Source organism: Nocardioides aquaticus, from assembly GCF_018459925.1.
GTDB classification, from domain to species: Bacteria; Actinomycetota; Actinomycetes; order Propionibacteriales; family Nocardioidaceae; genus Nocardioides; species Nocardioides aquaticus.
Genome location: NZ_CP075371.1, coordinates 199,420 through 216,780, shown reverse-complemented (window position 1 = coordinate 216,780; position 17,361 = coordinate 199,420). Strand labels below are relative to the sequence as shown.

Sequence of the window (17,361 nt, the reverse complement as noted above, 5' to 3'; positions counted from 1 at the left end):
CCTGTCCCGCCGTGCGCGGGGCGGGGGCTCCGTCGTGCTCTGCGGTGCCGGTCAGGCGCGGTCGTGGAGCGTGATCTGGTAGCCGTCGGGGTCGGCGAAGGTGAAGGTCCGGCCGAACGGACCGTCGACAGGAGCGGCGACGACGGCGTGGCCGTCGGCGACGAGCGCGTCGTGGATGGCCTGGACGTCGGTGGCGTGCAGCCAGATCGCCGCGCCGATCCCGGGCTGGGCGACGGAGGCGAGGTCGGTGCCGAGGACGACGTCGCGCAGCGCGAACGCGACGGGGCTCGTGTCGAAGACGACGGCGTGCGGAGGTCCGTCCGAGCGGGCCAGCCCGAGGTACTGCTCGTAGAACGCCTGCGAGACCGCGCGGTCACGCACCTGCAGGGAGACGAAGTCGGGGCCGGTGACGGGCATGGTGGTGCTCCTTCGGTTGGGTGTCAGGTTCCTGACATCGAGAAGGTATGTCAGGATCCTGACATGACGCAAGACGGAGTCACCCTCGAGACGTCGGTCGGCTACGTGCTGAAGGAGGCGTCGAGCGCGCTCCGCGCCGCCATGGAAGAGGTGCTGCGCCCGCTGGGGATGACCATCACGCAGTACGCGACTCTGGAGCTGCTGTCCCAGCGCCCCGGCCTGACCGGCTCCGAGCTCGCCCGGGGGACGTTCGTGACGCGCCAGTCGATGAACACGCTCCTCCAGGCCCTCGAGAGGGAGGGGCAGGTCGACCGACCCGGGGAGGCGCCCGTCGGCAAGGCGCTTCCCGCGCGCCTCACGCCGCGAGGTCGGCGGAGCCTGGCGCGCGCGACCACGGCGGTCCGGTCCGTCGAGGTCAGGATGCTGGCCGGCCTGACCCCGACCGAGCAGGCCGAGGCGCTCCGGATGCTGCGAACCATGGTCCGCTCCCTCCGGGACGATGCCGCACCCGTGGCCGGGGACGGCCACGGTGACCCTGCCGTCGGAAAGTCGTAGAAACCGACAACCTCCCTGGAGGGGTTCTGGTTGGCTGACCACGGTCGCCGTCAGCCACACGATCGGGTCGGGAGCGGGATGGACAGCTCGGAAGGCAGTCGACGTGTTCCAGAGCAGGTGAGCGGGCCGGGCGACGCGCACCGCGTGCGCGCCCCCCGCCGGGTCCTGCTGATCCGCGCCCTGGGGTGGGTCGGCGGCCTCGTCGCCCTCCTCGGAGGGCTCGCCGACCTCCCTGCGGTGACCTTCGTGGCGGTGCCGTTCGTCGTCGGAACCATGGTCGCCACCTACGACAAGCCGGGACACTCCACGATCGCGGAGAACGCCCTGGCCCTGCTCCTCGCCGGCGCCGCGTTCGTCGCGTTCTGGCCGCCCCTCTGGTTCTGAGCACCACTCGCACCGTGTCATTGACTTTCGAACATGTGTTCTAGTATAGTCAGGCCATGTCCACCGAGGTCGTGCCGCCGGTCCCGATCGAGGACCTCGACGCCACCGGCGTCCTGCACCGGACCGAAGCAGTCCTGCAGACCAGGCGCGCCGCCGAGGTCGAGGACCTCCTCCTGGCCCTGCACTGGGCCGACCTGCACGCCGCCGACCCCCGCAAAGGACCCGACGGGCGACGCGCCTGGAACGGCGAGGACCGGTTGGTCGACCTCGGCGGCGAGGGCACCCCGCGGGTCCAGGAGCTCTGCCTGCCCGAGCTGGCCACCGCCCGCCGCGTCCACACCCTCGCCGCCCGCGCCGCCCTGGCCGACGCCCTCGACCTCCGCCACCGCCTGCCGAGGACGTGGGCCGTCGTCCAGGCCGGCCCCTGCGAGGTCTGGGTCGCACGCCGCGTCGCCGCCATGTCCCGTCGGCTCGACCGCACCCAGGCGACCCTCGTCGACGCCGCCGTGGCCGACTCCATCGCCGGTGACTCCCCCTCCCGCGTCCTCGAGCTCGCCGAGGCCAAGGTGATCGAGGCCGACCTGGCCGCCCACGCCGCCAGGCTGGAGGCCGAGGCCCGACGCCGCCTCGTGGCCGTCACCCGCACCGACAAGTTCGGCTCCCGCAGCCTCTACGCCCGCATGGAACCCGGAGACGTCGTCTGGGTCGACGCCATGGTCGACCGGATCGCCGACATCCTCGCCACCCGCCCCGACCTGGTCGAGCACCCCGACCCCACCGCACTGGACAAGCAGGCGCTGCGCGCCCTCGCGCTGGGCTGGCTGGCCCACCCCGCCGCCGTCCTGGACCTCCTCGACAACCCCCACCCCTCGGACGATCCGGCACAGGCCGGCGACCCGGTCCCGCAGCGGCGGCGCACCGCCCAGGCCGTGGTCTACGTCCACCTCCACCAGGCCGCCTGCGAGGGCAGCGACGCGGTCGCCCGCGTCGAGGAGCTCGGCCCCATCCTCCTGGCCCAGCTCGTCGCCCTCCTGCGCCACAGCAACGTCAGCCTCCGCCCCGTGATCGACCTCCACGCCGAAGGCACCACCAGCAGCTACGAGTTCCCCGAGTCCATCCGCGAGAGGGCCCGCCTCCGCAGCCCCGTCGAGGCCTTCCCCCACGCCACCCGGTCCTCCAGGCGCACCGACATGGACCATCCCGTGCCGTACAACCCCGACGGACCACCCGGCCAGACCCACGACACCAACGCCGCACCCCTGACCCGCACCCACCACCGCGCCAAGACCCACGCCGGCTGGACCGTCCACCAGCACGGCCTCGACCGCCACTACTGGCGCACGCCCCACGGCCTCTACCGAGAGACCGGCCCCGCCGGCACCCACCCCGTCGACGAGACCACCTACCTGCGCACCGTCAAACGCATCGCCCTCGACCGCGCCCTCGACGCCATCGAGGCGCGCCTGCGCGCCGAGAAGGCCGCGTCAGCCGACTAGGTCGCGCAGCATCCCGTCGGAGGCCAGCAAGGCGTCGCGGTCGTAGGTCGAGGTGCTCGCCATCAGCTCGTCGGCGCCGGTGCGCTCGGCCAGCCGCTCGAGCGCGCGGCGTACGGTCGCCGGACTCCCCGCGACCGCGCGGTCCAGGGACTCCTCGACGCGGCGTCGCACCTGGTCGGACCAGGTGGCGGCCCGGATCGAGGCCGCGCTCTCCAGCGGTGCGAACTCCCCGGTCTGGCGCGACCTCGCCATCGCCCAGGCCTCGGGCAGCGCCAGCTCCCGGGCCGTCGCGTCGTCGTCCGCGACCGTGACGTCGAGGGAGATCGTGACCGACGGCGTGCTGCCGCGGTGCGGCCGGAAGGTGCGGCGGTAGTCGGCCAGCACGCCGGTCACGTCGTCGGTGTCGAGGACCGGACCACCGACGACCACCGGCAGCCCCAGCCGCGCGGCCAGCGGGATCCCCCGACCGGTCGCGAGCAGGTGCATCGGCACCGGACGTACGGACGCCGGCCGGGCGGTGACCGCCCCCGCGCCGTCGAGGTAGCCGCGCAGCTCGGCCACGTCGACCTCGAAGGTGTCGGGGTCGTCGAGACCGCGCCGCAGGGCGTCCCGCACCGGTGGCGTGAAGCCGAGCGAGCGGCCGAGGCCCAGGTCGACGCGACCGGGGTGCAGCGCCTCGAGCACCAGGGCCTGCTCGGCCACCACCAGCGGCTGGTGCAGGGGCAGCATCACGCCGCCCGAGCCGATCCGGATCGTCGAGGTGCGCGCGCCGATCGCGGCCAGCAGCACGGCCGGCGCCCCGGACCCGATCCCGGGGACGGCGTGGTGCTCGGCGACCCAGAACCGCTCGTAGCCCAGCCGCTCGGCCCGGACCGCGCGCTGCACGGTGCCGGTGACGGCCTCCGCGTCGGGGCGGCCGGCACGGGTCCGGGAGCGGTCCAGCAGGGAGAGCCTCACCCTGCCCCAACGCCGGGCCGGCCGCCGCCCTTCCCGATGGCCACGACGTTCGCGCCGGGCCCACCCGGCCGGAATCATCGGTCCGGACCACTGGCGGACGAGGCGGGCGGTGCGGTTGACTCCCCAGCGTCGTCGCCCGTCGGCCCGCCCACCCAGGAGGTCCCATGTCCGCCCGTGAGCCCGCAGAGACGGCGGCCGTAGCCGTCGAGGCCGGCGCCAAGAAGACCACGCGCACCTGGGACAAGCTGCTGCTCAGCTCGTTCCTCGCCGGCGCCTACATCGCCTTCGGCGCCCTGGTCGCGATCACGGTCTCCTCCGGCCTGGACCCGGCGACCTGGGGGACGCTGCCGACCCTCTTCACGGGCGCCGCCTTCACCCTGGGGCTCGTCCTGGTCCTGATCGCAGGCTCCGACCTGGCGACCGGCAACATGATGCTGGTGCCGCTGAGCGCGATGCGCGGCAAGATCGGCGGCAAGGACGTCGTCGTCAACCTCTCCGTCGTGCTGCTCGGGAACCTGATCGGAGCACTGTTCGTCGCGTTCTTCCTGGCCATCCAGTCCGGCGTCATCGGCGGCAGCGGCGAGGAGGCCGGGAGCGTCGCGGCGATGACGCACGAGCGGCTGGCCACGATCGCCACGGACAAGACCGACGAGACCGTGTGGCAGACCTTCCTGCGGGGCGTCGGTTGCAACTGGCTGGTGTGCCTGGCGGTCTGGATGTCACTGTCCGCGACCACCGTGTCCGGCAAGATCCTCGCCATCTTCTTCCCGATCATGGCGTTCGTGGCGATGGGCTTCGACCACGTCGTCGCCAACATGTTCTTCCTGCCGGCCGCGATGTTCGCCGGCGTGCCCGACGTCGGCTGGGGCGACACCCTGCTCAACTGGGGCGTCGCCGGGGTCGGCAACCTGGTCGGGGCCGTGATCTTCGTGGCGACCTCCTACTGGTACCTGTTCGTCAAGGACCAGCCGGAGGCGGAGGCCGACAGCGACGCGTAACCCCTCGGCAGACGCGAGGTCCGCGGCGCCTCCGTCACCGCTTCCCGCGGTGGTAGTGCGAGGTGTGCGGGCAGTGCGACCCGTGGTCGCGGCGGCAGCGCAGACGACGGATCCAGTGCTTCACCATCCCCTCACGCTCCCCCCGGCGGCGCCTCCGCAGGAAGGGCACATCGGCCCTTCCCTCCCGGTTGCTAGCTGCCGGCGACCGGTTGCGCCCACACGTTGCCCCAGTCGTCCGCCTCCAGGCGGATCCGGCGCTGTCCGCGGCCGAGCGCGAGCGCTAGCCACACGACGATCCAGATGCCCGCCGTCACCAGCGTCATGAGGGCGTGGAAGACGTGCGAGACGGCTCGGGGGTAGCCGAGCACAACGCCGTGGGGGCCGTCCAGCACCACGGTCGCGCCGTTGCTGACCACCTGGTCCTCCACCGCGAGCGCCAGTGCGCGTCGGCGGCGGTCCTCACCGACAGCGGACCCGGTGTCGAGCCGAGCGGGCTCCTCGAGGCGGTCCGGGTCCAGGGAGTACGCGGCCTGTGTCCAGCGCCGACCGCTCCAGCGTCGCCACACCGCGCCGTCCCAGTGGAGGTCACCCGCGACGGGCTTGCGCCGTGCAGTGGTGCCGTCGGCCGCCACCACGTCCCGGGTCCTGGTCACCGGCACAGTATGCGACGAAACGGGTACCGGCGCCGGCAGCGGAGCGTCCGGGACCAACCACCTGTGGGGGCATGGGCGGTCGCGGGGCTCGCCGCCGGCCCGGGCGGCCCCGCGTGGCCCGTGGTCCTGCCCCGGTTCGCTGGTGGCCCGACAGCGTGGACGGGTGGCGCTCGGCGTCGCGCTCGGCGTCGCGCTCGGCGGCACCTCGATGGCAGGCCTCAGCGTGCCGCCGTACCTGCTGTCGCGTGTCGTCGACGGCCCTCCGGCCCTCGGCGCCTCAACCGGCTCCGGTCAGGGTCCTCCTGATGTCGGTCTTCAACACCTTGCCGATCTTCGACCGGGGCAGCTGCTCCCAGACCTCGACCTGCTTCGGTGACTTCACGCTGCCGATGCGCTTCTTGACGAAGGCCGCGAGCTCGGCCCCCGAAGCGGCCTGCCCCGGCCTCAGCTGGACGACGGCGGTGACCCGCTCTCCCCACTTCTCGTCGGGGAGCCCGACCACGGCACAGTCGGCGACGGCAGGGTGCTCCATGAGCGCCTGCTCGACCTCGGTCGAGTACACGTTGAAGCCCCCGTGATGACCATGTCCTTGGCGCGGTCCACGATGAACAGGAACCCGTCGGGGTCGAGGAAGCCGATGTCCCCGGTGTGGTGCCAGCCGTGCGTCGAGGCCTCGGCCGTCGCCCCGGGGTCGCGGTAGTAGCCCCGCATGACGAGCGAGCTGCGCACGACGATCTCGCCGGGTTCGCCGCGGGCCTGCAAGGACCCGTCGGAGTCCATGATCGCGACGGTGACGAGAGGTGTCGGCCGACCGGCGGAGGCGAGCCGCTCGCGAGCGAGCGTCCCGTCGGGCAGGAAGTGGTCGGCGGGCGGTAGCGCGGACACCATCATCGGCGCCTCGGTCTGCCCGAACAGCTGGGCCATCACGGGCCCGATGCGGTCGATCGCCTCCTCGAGCCGCGTGACCGACATCGGCGCGGCGCCGTACCAGAAGCACTGCAGGGACGAGAGGTCCGCCGACCCGAGCCGCGGGTGGTCGAGCAGCATGTAGATCAGCGTCGGGGGCAGGAACGTGTGTGTCACGGCGTGCGTCTCGACGAGCCCCAGGAAGTCGCCCACGTCCGGAGTCCGCATCACCACGATCTCCCCCGCGCTGGCCAGCACGGGAAAGCACAGCACGCCCGCGGCATGGGTCAGCGGGGCGAGCGCGAGGTAGACCGGTCGCCCCTCGAACGGGTAGCACATCAGCGTGGTCGCGGACATGACCTCCAGGTTGGTGCCGGTGAGCATCACGCCCTTGGGCCGGCCGGTGGTGCCGCCGGTGCCGACGATCATCGCGAGGTCCTCGACCGGTGGGGCGTCCGGTGGGGCGTGTGCGCCAGGGGCCTCCAGGAACGCGTCCCACGACGTCGTCCCCGGGAGCGGCGTCCCGTCCAGGCACACGATCGTGGTCAGCCCCGGCAGCCCGTCTCGGATCCGGTCGACGAGGGGGGAGAAGGACGCCTGGTGGATCAGCACGGCGCAGTCGGAGAGCTCGAGCAGCTCGCGGGTCTCGTCTGCTTCGTTCCGAGGATTGATCGGGCACCACACCGCTCCGGCACGGCTGATCCCGAAGACGCAGGTGAAGGCCAGCGGGTCGTTGGCCGAGAGGATGGCGACCTTGTCTCCCGGGGCGACCCCGGTACGGGCCAGGGCCGCTGCGACGCGGAAGCTGAGGTCCCGGACCTCGGCGTACGACGAGCTGCTGCCGTCGGTGGTCAGGCAGGGGGCCCCGGGATCGACCGAGGCCCCCTTGTCGAGGTAGTCGACCAGCCGCACGACGGTCAGGCCTGGACGGTCAGGACGGGCTGCGAGACCAGCCCGAACGAGCGGAGCACGCCGAGCAGCTCGCGGTGGCCGAAGGCCTGGCAGCCCGAGGCGAACCCGACCCGCTTGGGAGGCTGCATCAGCAGCGAGTACGCCGCGTAGGCCTGCAGCAACCCTGTCTGCTTGTAGTTCTGGTTGCCGTGGATGACGCAGTGCGCGCGTCCGAGGGGGCCGGACGCGTGCACCGAGTCGAGCGACTTGTTCAGCCGGGGGTTCTCCCGGGGCGGCATGGAGCTCATCACCTGTGCGGCGGTGGCGGCGAGGGCGGCGTACTTCTCGTCGGGCTCCATGTCCTTGGTCGCCTCCAGCGCACCCGCGACGATCTGCGGCACCCCGAGCATCAGCGCCTTGTCGAACACCCCGCCGAGCGCCCTGCAGCTCGCCACACGCGGGTCCCTGCGGTACCAGACGGGGTGCGACGTCCCTCCCCACGGCAGCGCGAGCGCGAGCTCGTGCTGGCCGGGGACGGCGAGGTGGAAGTGACCGGCGTCCGGATCGAACGGCACGTAGGCGTTCTGCTCGAGGTAGTGCGCGCCGGAGAGAGCGGCGTTGAAGAGGATCGTCTGCGTCGAAGCGATCGTCGGGCTGCCACCCCAGAACACGGCGATGTCGAGGGTGTCGAGGCCGGGTGTCTCCAGCGCGACCTCGGCGGCGATCTCGCCGGTCGTGTACATCTGCGCGATGCCAGGCGCGAGGAGCAGCCCGGCTGCCGCGAAGTCCGCGCCGTACTGCTCGTCACAGGTGATCAGCCAGTCCTGCTCACCGGTGGTGTCCGTGTAGTGCGCACCGACGGCGAGGCACGCCTCGACGACCTCCGGCCCCCACTTGCTGAACGGTCCGACCGTGTTGAGCACCACGGACGCTCCACGGAACAGCTCGGTCAGGGACGCGACGTCGTGGGTGACTTCGACGACCTCGTAGTCGGCGGTCTCGATGCCGGCGACGTGGCCCTCCATGGAGGTCTTCAGCTTGGCTCCGTCACGGCCGGCGGCGATGAACGGGACGTGGTACTCGCGGAGGTACTCGCAGATGAGCCGGCCGGTGTAGCCGGAGGCGCCGTAGACGACGACCTGCTTGTCACCCATGGCTCACATCCCCATTCCGCCGTCGACCGGCAGGCCGACTCCATTGATGAAGCGCGAGGCGTCCGAGGCCAGGAACACCACGGCGTCGGCCATGTCCGCGACCTCGCCCAGACGCCCGGAGGGCGTGAGCTCGATGACCGCGCCCACCGCTTCCTCGGGGGATCCGAAGAGGCCGAGCTCGGCCATGTCGGCGGCGAGCCCCTGGCCCATGGCGGTGGGCACCAGGCCCGGGTAGACGCAGTTGACGCGAACGCCGTAGCCGAGCTTGCCGGCCTCCATGGCCGAGACCCGGGTGAGCCGGTTGACCGCGGACTTCGTCGCCGAGTAGATCGGGATGCCCGGGAACGCGATCGTGGCGGCGACCGAGGAGATGTTGATGATGCTGCCGCCCTGGCCGGCGGGCCCGTCGGGACGCATGGTCCGCAGGCCCCACTTCACGCCGAGCGCGGTACCGAGGACGTTGACCTCCAGCATCGTGCGGATGTCCTCGGGAACCACCTCGGTGATCAGGCTGCTGATCTCGACCCCGGCGTTGTTCACCAGGACGTCGAGGCCGCCGAACTCGGAGACCGCAACACGGGTGGCGTTCTCCCAGCTCGCCTCGTCGGTCACGTCGAGGTGCACGAATCCGTGGCCCTCGCCCTTCAGCGAGCCGGCCACCTTCTCGCCGAGGTCGTCCTGCAGGTCCGCGACGACGACGCGCGCGCCGGCAGCCGCCAGCGCCTGCGCCATCCCCTCCCCCAGTCCTTGCGCTGCTCCGCTGACGAGCGCGGTACGCCCGGTCAGGTCGAGGTCGGTCATGGTGAGCTCCTTCAGACGGGTGGATGTGGTCGCGGTCACAACGTGTCGCGCTCCTTGACACTTGTCAAGAGATTGCTGGACAGCCGTCCAGGTACATCTGGTCACGCGTCAAGAGAACGCCGGGTCCGGAGCCCCGCTCGACTAGGGTGGCCGCATGGCCAGGACGAGAACGGCGCCCGAGGCGCCGTCCGGCGCGTCCGCCAAGGCGCCCGCGAGGACACCACGCCGCCCCCGGCCGACAGGTACGACGAGCGACGCAACCAGCTGGCCGAGTCGGCCCTGCAGACGCTCGGCGAGCTGGGCTACGCACGCACCAGCCTTCGCGAGATCGCCAACAACTCTCAGTTCAGCCACGGCGTCGTGCACTACTACTTCGCCAACAAGACCGAGCTGATCGTCTACTGCGTCCGCCACTACAAGGCACAGTGCGTCCGTCGTTACGACGGACTGGTCGCCCACTCGACCACCCCTGAGGAGCTCCTGACCTCGTTCGCCGCGAAGCTCGTGGAGACGCTGCAGCTCGAGGCGCCGATGCACCGCCTCTGGTACGACCTGCGCACGCAGAGCATGTTCGAGGAGCCACTGCGCGAGGCCGTGCTGATGATCGACCAGACGCTGGAGGACATGATCTGGCGGGTCGTCTCGCGTTACGCCGAGCTCAGCGGGGCCGACGTCGCCATGACGCCGGCGGCTGCGTACGGCGTGCTCGACGGGCTCTTCCAGCAGGCGCTGCTCGGCTACCTGACCGCGGAACCGCAGGAGGCGCTGGACACCATGACCGACCAGGTGCACGCGCTGATGCCGCTCACCCTGCGCGGTTGAGATCGACCTCGTAGAGGCTCAGCCACGACACAACCCCGGTCACGCAGGACCATGCCGGCGCTGACCCGCCATCGCGGTCAGGTCCGCGGCCGCCCGCGAGCCCCGGCGGCCGGTCCGGCGGCGGACTCTCGTGCCGTCCGCTCGACCCGGTCGACCCGCGCCTGGGAGGCCAGCCGGACCGGGGCGTTGTCGGCGCCGTACCCGTCGTAACCGTCCAGCCGCTGCACCACCTCGAAGAAGACCCGACCGACCCGGCGCGTGTAGAAGTGCAGGAACTCCCCCGCACCGTCCCGGTCGTAGAGGAGCTGGGCGGACCGGAGGCGGTCGAGGAGCCCGGGGTCGAGCCCGAAGCGGGCGGCGAGGTCGTCGTAGTAGTTGTCGGGCACCGGCAGGAACGCCATCCCGCGCCCGGCCGCCCGGGAGGCCACCGCCCAGATGTCGGTGCAGTGCAGCGCGACGTGCTCCGGGTAGTCGCGACTGACCGCCGGGGCGACGTTCAGCGGCAGGCGGACCCGGCCGTCCGGCGTGCGGACCACCTGGCTGCGCACCAGCCCCTGCGGACTGGCCACCTGGGTGGCGGCCGGGGCGTCGAACCCGGCGGCCGCGGTCCAGAACAGGACCGCCTCGTCGTGCTCGGCCCAGGAGTGCACCAGGTTGACGTGGTCGACACCGGTGAAGGAGTCCGCCGTGTCCCGCGGCAGGCCGTGCTCGAACTCCTCCACCCAGGTCGGCTCCGCGTCCGGGCCCGGGGCGTCGACGAGGTAGACCTCGAGGCCGTCGGGGGCCAGGAACCCGGCCAGACGGGCCTCGTCGACCTGCGAGCGCCGGTGGACGGGCTGCACCCCGAGGTCGTGGGCGCGTCGCTCGGTGGCCGCGGCGTCCGGCACCACCAGGCCGAGCCCGGCGACGACCGGCTCGACCTCGCGGGCGTGCTGCTCGTTGAGCACCATCCTGGCCGGGCCGCCCGACCAGAGCCGCACCGGCTTGGTCCGGTGCTGACCACGGAAGGTGAGCCCGAGCTGGTCCAGGGTGGCCTCGACCTCGCCGGTGTCCTCGGCCTTGACCTCGACGAAGTCGACGCCCACCGGCGGCGCGGCCTCGGCGATCCGGGTCAGCGGACCGGCGTCGAGTCGGCGCGCGGCCTGGTCCTGGAGCCACACCAGGGACCGGAAGGCGTGCGCGGCGGTCCGGGCCGTGTCGGTCTGGCGGAAGGTGTCGTTGAAGACTTCCAGCGAGAGCGGGCCGGCGTAGCCCGCGCGCAGCAGGTGCGCCACGAACCCGGTGAGGTCGAAGTCGCCCTCCCCGGGGAAGAGCCGGTGGTGGCGGCTCCAGGACAGCACGTCCATGGCCAGCCTCGGCGCGTCCGCCAGCTGCACGAAGAAGATCTTCTCCGCCGGGATCTCCTCGATCCCGGCCGGGTCGTGGCCGCGGGAGAGGATGTGGAAGCTGTCCAGGCAGGTGCCGACGGCGGGGTGGTCGGCCAGCGCGACGATGCGGGCCGCTCGGCGGTAGTCGTCCACGAAGCGCCCCCAGGCCAGCGCCTCGAAGGCGATCCGCACGTCGTACGCCGCGGCGAGGTCGCCGAGCCGGCGCAGCTGGTGCGCCGAGACGTCGTCGGAGTCGACGGTGGCCGTCCCGACGTTGCTGCACACCAGGACGGTGTCGACGCCGAGCCGCTGCATGACCGCGAAGCGGGCCTCGGCGCGGCGCAGGTTGGCCGCGAGCAGGTCGTCGGTGACGCCCTCGAAGTCCCGGAAGGGCTGGTAGAGGTCGAGGGTGAGGCCGAGCCTGCCTGCCCGGCTGCGGACCTCCTCCGGGGAGAGGTCGCTGGCGACCAGGTCGGGCTCGAACACCTCGATCCCGTCGAACCCGGCGGCGGCGGCCGCGGTCATCTTGTCCTCCAGGCTGCCGCTGAGGCAGACCGTGGCGATCGAGGTGCGCATCAGCTCTCCTGGGTGGGGGCGAAGGACCGGACGGCCAGCTCGTAGCCCAGCGGCCCGAGCCCGACCACGACACCCCGGGCGACGGGGCTCAGGTACGAGTGGTGGCGGAACGGCTCGCGGGCGTGCACGTTGCTGAGGTGCACCTCCACGGTCGGCACCACCGCCCCGACCACGGCGTCGCGGAGCGCGACCGAGGTGTGGGTGAGGGCCCCGGCGTTCAGCACGACCCCGAGGACGTCCCCGGCCGCCACCCCGGCACCGGCCTGCTGGATCCAGTCCACGAGCACCCCCTCATGGTTGGTCTGCCGGAAGTCCAGGCCCAGGCCGAGCGTCGTGGCGGTCCGCCGGCAGCGGTCCTCGACGTCAGCGAGGGTGTCGTGGCCGTAGACCGCGGGCTCGCGGGTGCCGAGCAGGTTGAGGTTGGGCCCGTTGAGCACCCAGACCGCGCTCACGCCGCACCGTCGCTCTCGAGGGACCGGACGAGGGCGCGGAAGTGCTCGGTCATCCGGTCCCGGTCGGGCTCACGGCCCGTGATCAGCCGCAGGCTGTCGACCGCCTGACCGACGGCCATGAGCCCTCCGTCGAGCGTGTCGGCACCCCGGGCGCGGGCGCGGCGCAGCAGCTCGGTCTCGAGCGGGCGGTAGACCACCTCGGCCACCCAGGCCCCCTCGCGCAGGACGGTGGGGTCGAAGGCGACGCCGGGGTGCTCGGCCATCCCCATCGGCGTCACGTGCACCACGCCGTCCACGTCCGTCACCCAGGTCGCGAGATCGTCCTCGGAGGCGAGCATCCGTCCCCCCGACGTCGGGGCGAAGCGCTCGACGAGCGCGGCCGCGGCGACGGGGTCACGGTCGTGCACCACGACCTCGTCGAACCCCAGGTCGAGCAGCGCGTACGCCGTCGCGCGACCCGCCCCTCCGGCCCCGACCTGCAGCACCCGCCCACGCGGGCGGTCGCCCAGGAACGCCACCAGACCGGCCCCGAACCCCGTCACGTCGGTGTTGTGCGCGCGGCGGTGGGGGCTTCCGGGGTCGCCGGTGCCGTCCAGCAGCACCAGGTTGGCCGACCCGATCCGCTCCACCACGGCGCTCGTCGAGGCGACGTGGTCGAGCACCGCCACCTTGAAGGGGTGGGTCACGTTGACGGCGGCGAACCCCTCCCCCTCGAGCCGGGTCAGCAACGCCCCGAGGTCGACGTCGGGGTCCCCGATCAGGTCGACGGTCTCGTAGCGGTAGTCGAGACCCAGCAGCGCCGCCTCCTGCTCGTGCAGGGCCGGCGTCAGGGACGGCCCGATGCCGTGCCCGAGCAACGCGACCCGGTAGTGGGTGCTCACGCGGCGGCCTCCACCGACGGCGTCAGCAGCCGTCGTGCGTTGTGGGTGGTCATCCGGTCCAGGTCGTCCGCGGAGACGCCGGCCGCGCGCAGCCGGGGCAGCACGCAGCGGGCGAGGTGGTCGTGGCGCCAGTGCGGCGCGTGCTCCCGACGCCACGACGGCGGGGTCACCCGGCTGAAGTACGCCGCGTCGTGCGACAGCACGATCCGGTCGGCGTAGCCCTCGGCCGCCAGGGTCACGACGCTGTCCACCATGACGTCGTCGTCGGCGACATGGGCCATCCCCAGACGGTCGACGCCGATCGTCGCGCCGTGGTCGAGCAGGGCTCGCAGGTAGCCGCGGTCGGGGGTGTCGCCGCTGTGGCCGACGACCACCCGTCGCAGGTCGACCCCGGCGTCCCCGAGCACCCGCAGCTGGTCGAGCCCGGTGCGCAGGTGGGGGTTGCTGTGGGTGACGACGGGGACGCCCGTGCGCTGCTGGGCGACCGCGGCGGCGGCCAGGACACGGCTGACGTCCGGCGTCAGACCGGGCTCGTCCGTCACGACCTTGATCACCGCAGCGCGCACGCCCGTCCCGGCCACGCCCTCCTCCAGGTCCCGCAGGAACATCTCGACCAGGGGTTCCGGGCCGCCGATCAGCCGACCGGGTCCGTGCGTGCGGAAGTACGGCGGCAGGACCGCGTCGGTGTACCACCCGGTGGCCGCCAGGAGGTTGACCCGGGCCCGCGCCGCGACCCGCCCGACGAGGGTGACGTCGCGACCCAGGCCGGGCACCGTCAGGTCGACCACCGTGCGGACCCCGAGGTCGTACAGCTCCTCCAGGCCGGCCACCGCCCTGTCCACCGCCGCGTCGGGGTCCCACTCGGGGTGGGGGTGGTCGCGGTCGAGCTCGGGGCTGAGCACGAACAGGTGCTCGTGGGTCAGGGTCCAGCCGAGGTCTGCCGCGGGCACGGGCCCCCGGTAGGTCTGGACCGGGGCGGCGTCGGGTACCTCCCCCGTCACGGGGCCGAGCTCTTGATGGCCTCGTAGACCGCGAGGGACTCGCCCTCGAGGTTGTCGGTGAACCAGGCGTCGGTCTGCGCGCTGAAGGCCTCGACGTCGACGTCGTCGACGATCTCGATCTCGCCGCTCGAGGCCCACTCCTCGAGCTGCGCGGTCTCCTCCTCCTCCACGCAGGCCGGCAGTCCGTCCACCGCGGTGGCCACGGCGTCGTCGAGGACCTGCTGCTGGTCGGCGTCGAGCTCGTCGTAGACCGGTCCGGCGATGATCAGGTTGGAGTTCTGCGCGTGGCTGGAGAGGCTGAGGTAGTCCTGGACCTCGGCGATGTTGGTCGCCGAGATGTTCGTGATCGGGTTCTCCTGGCCGTCCACGACGCCCTGCTGGAGGGCGAGGTAGAGCTCCTCGTAGGCCACCTCCGTGGGCTGGGCGCCGAGTGCCTCCGCGTTGAGCAGGAACTGCGGCGACCCGGGGAAGCGCATCCGCAGGCCGTCCAGGTCCGCGGGCTCGCGGATCGGCTCGGAGGCGGTGAACTGGCGCGCCCCGGCCGACCACGCCCCGAGGACGGAGACCCCGGAGGCGTCCTTGAAGTCGGCCTTGACGGTGTCGCTGGCCTCCCCGTCGAAGAAGGCCGCCAGGTGCTCGGTGCTCTCGAAGGCGTACGCCGCGTCGATCACGCCGATCGGCTCGTAGGCGGCGGCCAGTGCCGAGGCGCCCTGGATGTCGAGGTCGATGTCGCCCGACTGCACCGAGGCGATCCGGTCGGCGTCGGCGCCGAGCTGGCTGCTCGGGTAGATCTCGACGGTCATGCCGGCGTCGGCGGCCTCGACCTCCTCCTTGATCACCTCGGCACCGCAGGCGTGCTGCGGCTGGTCCTCGGTGTAGCTGTGGGCCAGCGTCAGCTCGACGCCGCCGGAGCCGGACGAGTCGCCCCCGCCGCAGGCGCTCAGCAGGCCGATCGGGAGCAGGACCGCCGCGGCGGCGAGGGTGGAGCGGGTGACGCGGGAGGTGCGGTTCATCGGTGTTCCTTCCGGTGGTCCCGGCGGTGCCGGGTGGTGGACCGAGACGGTGGGTGGTGGGGGTCGCGCCTGCTACAGACCGAGCCTGGTCGGGAGCCAGGTCACGACCCCGGGGACGAAGATGATCAGGACGCAGACGGCCAGCAGCGGGATGGTGAAGGGGACCGAGGCCTTGAAGACCTCGCCCACCGGCACCTTCATCGTGGAGCTGAGGACGTAGAGGACGGTGCCGACCGGCGGCGTGAGCAGGCCGATCATCAACGACACGATCATCAGCACCCCGAGCACGACGGGGTCGACGTCGAGGCGCAGGCCGATCGGCATCAGGATCGGCACGATCAGGACCAGCACCGCGGTGGCGTCGATGACGGTGCCGAGCACCAGCATCAGGAGCGCGACCAGGATCAGGAAGACCGTCGCGTCGTCGGTGATCCCGAGCACGAGCTCGGAGAGCAGCTGCGGGACACGCTCGCGGGCCAGCACGAAGCCGAGCAGCGCCGCGGAGGAGACGATCAGCATGATCGCCGCGGTCGTCAGCACGGTCTCGACGAAGATCGAGGGCAGCACCCGCAGGTCCAGCGACCGGTAGGCGAAGCCGAGCAGCAGCATGTAGAGCGCACCGACCGCGGCGGCCTCGGTCGGCGTGAACCAGCCGCCGAGGATGCCGCCCAGGATCAGGACCGGAGCACCGACCGGCGCCAGGACCCGCAGGCCGGTACGCCGGACCTCGGCCCAGCTGAACCCGGTCTGCACGATGTCCGGCTGCCGGCGGACGAGGACGAACACGACCACGCACAACCCGGCGGCCATCAGCAGCGCCGGGACGACCGAGGCCGCGAACAGCGCGCCGGTGCTGACGGCGGCCAGGCCGGCGTAGATCACCGCGGGGATGCTCGGAGGCATCACCGGAGCGATCAGGGCCGAGGAGCCGACCACCCCGAGCCCGAACCGGGTGGTGTAGCCGTTGCGCTGCATGGCCGGGATCTCGACCTTGCTGAGCGCGGCGGCGTCCGCCACGGCCGAGCCGCTCATCCACGAGAACCCGAGGCTGACACCGACGCTGACGTAGCCGAGCCCGCCGCGGACGCGTCCCATGAGGGCCAGCGCGAAGTCGAAGAGCCGGTCGGCGATCCCGGCCCGGTTGGCGAGGACCCCGAGGAGGACGAACAGCGGCACCGCCAGGAGCGGGAAGCTCGCGGTGGAGTTCGTCACCAGGCGCATCGCCAGCCCGACCGACTGGTCGGTGAGCACGAGGTAGGCCAGGCCGGGACCGAGGAACGAGAAGGCGACCGGGACCCGCAGCAGGAGCAGGACCAGGATGCCGATCAGGAGCAGAGCGACGGTCATGCGCGCGCCCCCTGCTCGGGGCCGTTGACGCTGACCGGCAGGGCGTCCCGCTCCCGGGAGGCCGGGATGCCGTACCGGAGGACGAGGACGGCCGCGAGGAGCGAGCGGACCGCCGTGCTCACGAACCCGACCAGCGGGAGGGCGTAGACGAACGACATCGGGATCTGCAGCGACGGCGTCGTCAGGTTGCCCGACTCCTGGATCAGGGTCCAGCAGGCCCAGGCGAAGCCGGCGCCGGTGGCCGCCACGACGAGGTGGGCCAGGACGTGGACCGCCCGCACCAGCCAGGCGGGGCGCAGGGTGTCGACCACCTGCAGCGCGATGTGCCCGTCCCGCGTGACCAGGACGCCGGCCGCCACGAAGGTCAGCCAGACCAGGCCGTAGCGCGACAGCTCCCCGGTCCAGGTCCAGCCGTCGACCGGCAGGTAGCGCTGGAAGGCCTGCACCAGGACCAGGACGAAGATCATCGCGGTCGCCAGGGCGGCGACGCCGAGCTCGATCCCGGTGATGGCACGGACGACGCGCCCGAGGGCACCGCCCGGCTCCGTGCCTGGCCCGGGACGGGCGTCCGGTGCGTCCGGCGGGGGGACACCCACCGGCGAAGCTGACTCAGACGGAGCCACGTGGACCTCCTCGGGAAACCGGCCGCCGGTGTGGCGGCACTCACATCGCTCCGGACCCTAGGAACTC

At 72.4% G+C, this 17,361-nt stretch carries 20 protein-coding genes; 6 read left to right on the top strand and 14 right to left on the bottom strand.

The annotated features are described in order from the left end of the window. Positions 1-51: 51 nt before the first annotated feature. On the bottom strand, positions 52-417 hold the full coding sequence (locus ENKNEFLB_RS01125; protein WP_214057523.1) for a VOC family protein: 366 nt from the start codon (positions 415-417) through the stop codon (positions 52-54). A gap of 63 nt (positions 418-480) precedes the next feature. Between ENKNEFLB_RS01125 and ENKNEFLB_RS01120 the strand changes: the two genes are divergently transcribed. The 3 genes from ENKNEFLB_RS01120 (at position 481) to ENKNEFLB_RS22820 (ending at position 2,852) form a co-directional block, all read left to right on the top strand. Next, on the top strand, positions 481-972 hold the full coding sequence (locus ENKNEFLB_RS01120) for a MarR family winged helix-turn-helix transcriptional regulator (RefSeq protein WP_214057522.1): 492 nt from the start codon (positions 481-483) through the stop codon (positions 970-972). A gap of 144 nt (positions 973-1,116) precedes the next feature. Beyond that, entirely contained in the window at positions 1,117-1,356 is a 240-nt protein-coding gene (locus ENKNEFLB_RS01115) for a hypothetical protein (protein WP_214057521.1), read from the top strand. Between the two features lie 56 nt (positions 1,357-1,412). Further along, the gene (locus ENKNEFLB_RS22820; RefSeq protein ID WP_214057520.1) at positions 1,413-2,852 is read left to right on the top strand and encodes a hypothetical protein; all 1,440 of its coding nucleotides are present in this window, start codon (positions 1,413-1,415) and stop codon (positions 2,850-2,852) included. Here ENKNEFLB_RS22820 and ENKNEFLB_RS01105 read toward each other — a convergent pair. Continuing rightward, the gene (locus ENKNEFLB_RS01105; RefSeq protein WP_246535766.1) at positions 2,841-3,809 is read right to left on the bottom strand and encodes an MsnO8 family LLM class oxidoreductase; all 969 of its coding nucleotides are present in this window, start codon (positions 3,807-3,809) and stop codon (positions 2,841-2,843) included. The genes ENKNEFLB_RS22820 and ENKNEFLB_RS01105 overlap by 12 nt on opposite strands. Before the next feature lie 164 nt (positions 3,810-3,973). Here ENKNEFLB_RS01105 and ENKNEFLB_RS01100 point away from each other — a divergent pair, with 164 nt between their 5' ends. Next, positions 3,974-4,807, top strand: a complete 834-nt coding sequence (locus ENKNEFLB_RS01100; RefSeq protein ID WP_214057518.1) for a formate/nitrite transporter family protein — start codon at positions 3,974-3,976, stop codon at positions 4,805-4,807. A 191-nt stretch (positions 4,808-4,998) separates the two neighbouring features. Here the strand turns inward: ENKNEFLB_RS01100 and ENKNEFLB_RS01095 are convergent, their stop codons facing one another. Continuing rightward, positions 4,999-5,460 carry a hypothetical protein gene (locus tag ENKNEFLB_RS01095; RefSeq protein WP_214057517.1) on the bottom strand — a complete coding sequence of 154 codons (462 nt, stop codon included), beginning with the start codon at positions 5,458-5,460 and terminating at the stop codon, positions 4,999-5,001. 163 nt (positions 5,461-5,623) lie between these two features. Between ENKNEFLB_RS01095 and ENKNEFLB_RS01090 the strand changes: the two genes are divergently transcribed. Then, positions 5,624-5,836, top strand: coding sequence for a hypothetical protein (locus tag ENKNEFLB_RS01090; RefSeq protein ID WP_214059692.1), 213 nt, complete (start codon positions 5,624-5,626; stop codon positions 5,834-5,836). Here ENKNEFLB_RS01090 and ENKNEFLB_RS22315 read toward each other — a convergent pair. From ENKNEFLB_RS22315 to ENKNEFLB_RS01075, 4 genes are read right to left on the bottom strand one after another with little or no spacing between them, the layout of a single operon-like run. Continuing rightward, on the bottom strand, positions 5,738-5,992 hold the full coding sequence (locus ENKNEFLB_RS22315) for an AMP-binding enzyme (RefSeq protein ID WP_246535765.1): 255 nt from the start codon (positions 5,990-5,992) through the stop codon (positions 5,738-5,740). The genes ENKNEFLB_RS01090 and ENKNEFLB_RS22315 overlap by 99 nt on opposite strands. Further along, positions 5,905-7,278: an AMP-binding protein gene (locus tag ENKNEFLB_RS01085; RefSeq protein ID WP_246535764.1), complete on the bottom strand. Its 1,374-nt coding sequence runs from the start codon at positions 7,276-7,278 to the stop codon at positions 5,905-5,907. Before ENKNEFLB_RS01085 ends, ENKNEFLB_RS22315 begins: the two co-directional genes overlap by 88 nt. Before the next feature lie 5 nt (positions 7,279-7,283). Then, positions 7,284-8,411 (bottom strand): DUF5938 domain-containing protein, encoded by a 1,128-nt coding sequence (locus ENKNEFLB_RS01080; protein ID WP_214057516.1) that lies wholly within the window; start codon positions 8,409-8,411, stop codon positions 7,284-7,286. 3 nt (positions 8,412-8,414) lie between these two features. Then, positions 8,415-9,212: an SDR family NAD(P)-dependent oxidoreductase gene (locus ENKNEFLB_RS01075; RefSeq protein WP_214057515.1), complete on the bottom strand. Its 798-nt coding sequence runs from the start codon at positions 9,210-9,212 to the stop codon at positions 8,415-8,417. Between the two features lie 72 nt (positions 9,213-9,284). On the opposite strand from ENKNEFLB_RS01075, the gene ENKNEFLB_RS01070 reads away from it, so the two are divergent. Next, complete coding sequence (locus ENKNEFLB_RS01070; RefSeq protein WP_246535763.1) at positions 9,285-10,034, top strand: TetR/AcrR family transcriptional regulator; 750 nt, start codon at positions 9,285-9,287, stop codon at positions 10,032-10,034. Between the two features lie 77 nt (positions 10,035-10,111). Here the strand turns inward: ENKNEFLB_RS01070 and ENKNEFLB_RS01065 are convergent, their stop codons facing one another. The 7 genes from ENKNEFLB_RS01065 to ENKNEFLB_RS01035 all read right to left on the bottom strand — a co-directional run bounded on the left by ENKNEFLB_RS01065 (position 10,112) and on the right by ENKNEFLB_RS01035 (position 17,267). Continuing rightward, a complete protein-coding gene (locus tag ENKNEFLB_RS01065) occupies positions 10,112-11,977 on the bottom strand; it encodes a bifunctional sugar phosphate isomerase/epimerase/4-hydroxyphenylpyruvate dioxygenase family protein (RefSeq protein ID WP_214057514.1) in 1,866 nt (621 codons plus the stop codon). Then, a complete protein-coding gene (aroQ, locus tag ENKNEFLB_RS01060) occupies positions 11,977-12,429 on the bottom strand; it encodes a type II 3-dehydroquinate dehydratase (RefSeq protein WP_214057513.1) in 453 nt (150 codons plus the stop codon). The genes ENKNEFLB_RS01065 and aroQ overlap by 1 nt, the downstream gene beginning before the upstream one ends. Then, positions 12,426-13,310, bottom strand: a complete 885-nt coding sequence (locus ENKNEFLB_RS01055) for a shikimate dehydrogenase (RefSeq protein ID WP_214057512.1) — start codon at positions 13,308-13,310, stop codon at positions 12,426-12,428. The genes aroQ and ENKNEFLB_RS01055 overlap by 4 nt, the downstream gene beginning before the upstream one ends. Further along, on the bottom strand, positions 13,307-14,260 hold the full coding sequence (locus ENKNEFLB_RS01050; protein ID WP_214057511.1) for a phosphotriesterase family protein: 954 nt from the start codon (positions 14,258-14,260) through the stop codon (positions 13,307-13,309). The genes ENKNEFLB_RS01055 and ENKNEFLB_RS01050 overlap by 4 nt, the downstream gene beginning before the upstream one ends. Positions 14,261-14,307: 47 nt before the next feature. Then, positions 14,308-15,324, bottom strand: coding sequence for a DctP family TRAP transporter solute-binding subunit (locus ENKNEFLB_RS01045; RefSeq protein ID WP_214057510.1), 1,017 nt, complete (start codon positions 15,322-15,324; stop codon positions 14,308-14,310). A 72-nt stretch (positions 15,325-15,396) separates the two neighbouring features. Further along, positions 15,397-16,671 (bottom strand): TRAP transporter large permease, encoded by a 1,275-nt coding sequence (locus tag ENKNEFLB_RS01040; RefSeq protein ID WP_214057509.1) that lies wholly within the window; start codon positions 16,669-16,671, stop codon positions 15,397-15,399. Beyond that, the gene (locus ENKNEFLB_RS01035; RefSeq protein WP_214057508.1) at positions 16,668-17,267 is read right to left on the bottom strand and encodes a TRAP transporter small permease; all 600 of its coding nucleotides are present in this window, start codon (positions 17,265-17,267) and stop codon (positions 16,668-16,670) included. Before ENKNEFLB_RS01035 ends, ENKNEFLB_RS01040 begins: the two co-directional genes overlap by 4 nt. Positions 17,268-17,361: the final 94 nt, after the last annotated feature.